The organism is Chroococcidiopsis cubana SAG 39.79, assembly GCF_003991895.1.
In the GTDB taxonomy this organism is placed as follows: domain Bacteria; phylum Cyanobacteriota; class Cyanobacteriia; order Cyanobacteriales; family Chroococcidiopsidaceae; genus Chroococcidiopsis; species Chroococcidiopsis thermalis.
Map to the genome: position 1 here is coordinate 460 of NZ_RSCK01000229.1, position 2286 is coordinate 2745.

1 protein-coding gene and 1 pseudogene are annotated in these 2286 nt (G+C 46.3%); both read right to left on the reverse strand.

The features are described from left to right. Window positions 1-425: 425 nt before the first annotated feature. A complete protein-coding gene (locus tag DSM107010_RS37505) occupies window positions 426-1019 on the reverse strand; it encodes a CHASE2 domain-containing protein (protein ID WP_106169232.1) in 594 nt (197 codons plus the stop codon). A 252-nt stretch (window positions 1020-1271) separates the two neighbouring features. Next, window positions 1272-2180: pseudogene (locus DSM107010_RS37510) on the reverse strand (NF041680 family putative transposase); the annotation flags it as partial. Between the last annotated feature and the right edge of the window lie 106 nt (window positions 2181-2286).

Genomic DNA, 2286 nt, shown 5'->3' on the forward strand with positions numbered 1-2286 from the left:
GCCGTAACCAGAAAAGTCGGGTTCTTGCTGCTGCGCTTGCTTCAATGTAGAAATGCTATTGATTGGTCTTTCTGACTGCGCTAAAACTTGCCTGGGGTAACTTGAGTAACTCATAAATTCCCAAGTAAAAGCAATTGCGCTCGCGATTGGTAGTTGAAGTAATTTCTTAGACATTTCGATGCACAACAATTTTAAGGCTTATGTACGATCTGGGTAACTTTATAAGTCACTAAAGTGGCGAGCGCGCTTGCGATTGCAGCCGGAACCAGTGGTAGCCAGCCGCCTTGCAGCAAGAGGACAAAACAGAGTCCAGACAGGATACTAAGGGCAATAGCAGTCGCTAACCCTAGATGTAGGGGCGATCGCCATTGCCAGCCTAGTACGCCTCCTACTAGCGCCCAGCCCCAAACCCAAAGATTTTCAGCCTACAGTGGTAACCACCACAGCAAGGGGCGATCGTCCAAAACCGTACTCAGGATTTGACTGGTCATGTGAGCGTGGATCGCGACTCCAGGTAGTTCCTCAGACTCGTTATCGCTACTGTAGGGTGTGGGAAAATAATCTTTAAAGCTTTTGGCTGTAGTGCCAATCAGAACGATCCGTTTCTTGACTAATAATGGTAGTTGTGCATCAAGCGAACCGCTTAAGATCTCGTCAAGAGTCACTTGCTGGGCAACTGGATCGGCAGCGCGGTAGTTGAGTAAGATTTGGTAGCCGAGTGCATCTAACTGACGGTAGCCACCAGTATTAGGTTCTAGTTGCCTAAAAATGACATTGCCCAGTCGCCAGCCTTTCCCAGTTCGTTGAGGTTGAATGCCTTCAGCAGCTAGACAAGTTCGCGCCACTTGGAAACTGAAAGATACGTTCGTCACACAAGCGGATTTAGGATTTATATCCATGAATAGTAGCTGGCGACGAATGACGCGATGGGGATCGAATCGAAAATCGCTAAAGCCGAGGCGGTTTTTCGGAACCTCTGTGGTTCTGTTGCAAAAACATTTTAAGGACAAAAGATCCATTCCATTCAATACGGATTACGCAGCAACTCCAAAAATTTGAGACACGAATTCTATCTGAGATCGAATGTCTCCTTTTTCTATTCCTAAAATTTGTCCTTTTCTAATTTGATTGAAAGTTTCATAACCAATAATTGTCCTGATTGCTGTATGGAAGGATTTAAAACCTAACTGGAACTTAGACTATTCCACAGCAAAAAGACTCAGCACTGCTGAGTAGATGAGTTAACACTAAAAAAGTGATGCTTTGAAGAGTTAAGTAGACTTAGGCACTGATTGCTTTGGTCTACTCACACTTTTTTTGACGACAGGATAACGAGTTTTACTCAAGCGAGGTTGTCCTGGTATCCAGCCTAAGGACTTTCCGCGTGGTTTTGGTGGAGAGGTAGGAGTGCTAATCACTGCTAAAACTCCACCCATAGCTTGGGCAACGCGCCCTGGAGTTAATTTAGTGGTGGAACTCTGCCAGGGTAGAGGTTTATCAGCTACGATATCACGTGCTAACCATAGTTCCCATGTCATGAATGGCATCAAATCACTCCAGCGCTCACATTGTTTCGGAGTGCTGAGCTTGGGTAAAGTCCAGTGTAGGCGTTGTTTGGCAAAGCGATACCAATGGTCAACAGCAAAGCGGCGCAGATATAACCGCCAAACTTCTGACAAAGGCAGTATCTGCTCCCCAACCCAAGCTAACCACATTGGTTTTATTGCTTTTGGAGTACGTTGGTTTAAGCGTTCTACCCTGAGCAATGACATTGGATGTCCTGCCGCTTTACGAAAATGCAAATCCTGCCATAGGCAAATTTTCACTCGTCCTAGTTGAGGCTCGTCAACCTCTAATCTTGCTAGTGGCTCCGACCAGGTGGAAGAGTCATTCAATTTAAATTTGTCACCATGAATTCGGGGTCTGCCTTTGCCACAGTAGGGCGGCGGTGCGCTCCACAAGCTCAGATTTGAGCGTAGGCGCATCAACTTATCTGCTGCAATGTTGGCAGTCTTTAAGACAAAGGGCGCACAACCGTACTCACTATCCCATAGAGAAATTGGTCGCTGTGGTAGATGCTGGCAAACTTGAGACAATTGCCATGCTGCCTTCTGGATTGGTGATTCCCAGCTAGTAATTCGCTCATGTCGTCATAGCAGTGCCCAACTTCCTTGTGCCTGGTATTGAACGACAATTAAATAGACCGCCCACGAGATGCGCAATGAGCTTGGAATTGTAAAGCTGAGAGCCGTGCCGATAAGGGAGCTAACAGTATGTAGTAGAAAA

Bases quoted from the DNA above. Each gene is read 5' to 3' on its own strand.
- DSM107010_RS37505 (WP_106169232.1), bottom strand. From the start codon at position 1,019: ATGGATCTTTTGTCCTTAAAATGTTTTTGCAACAGAACCACAGAGGTT.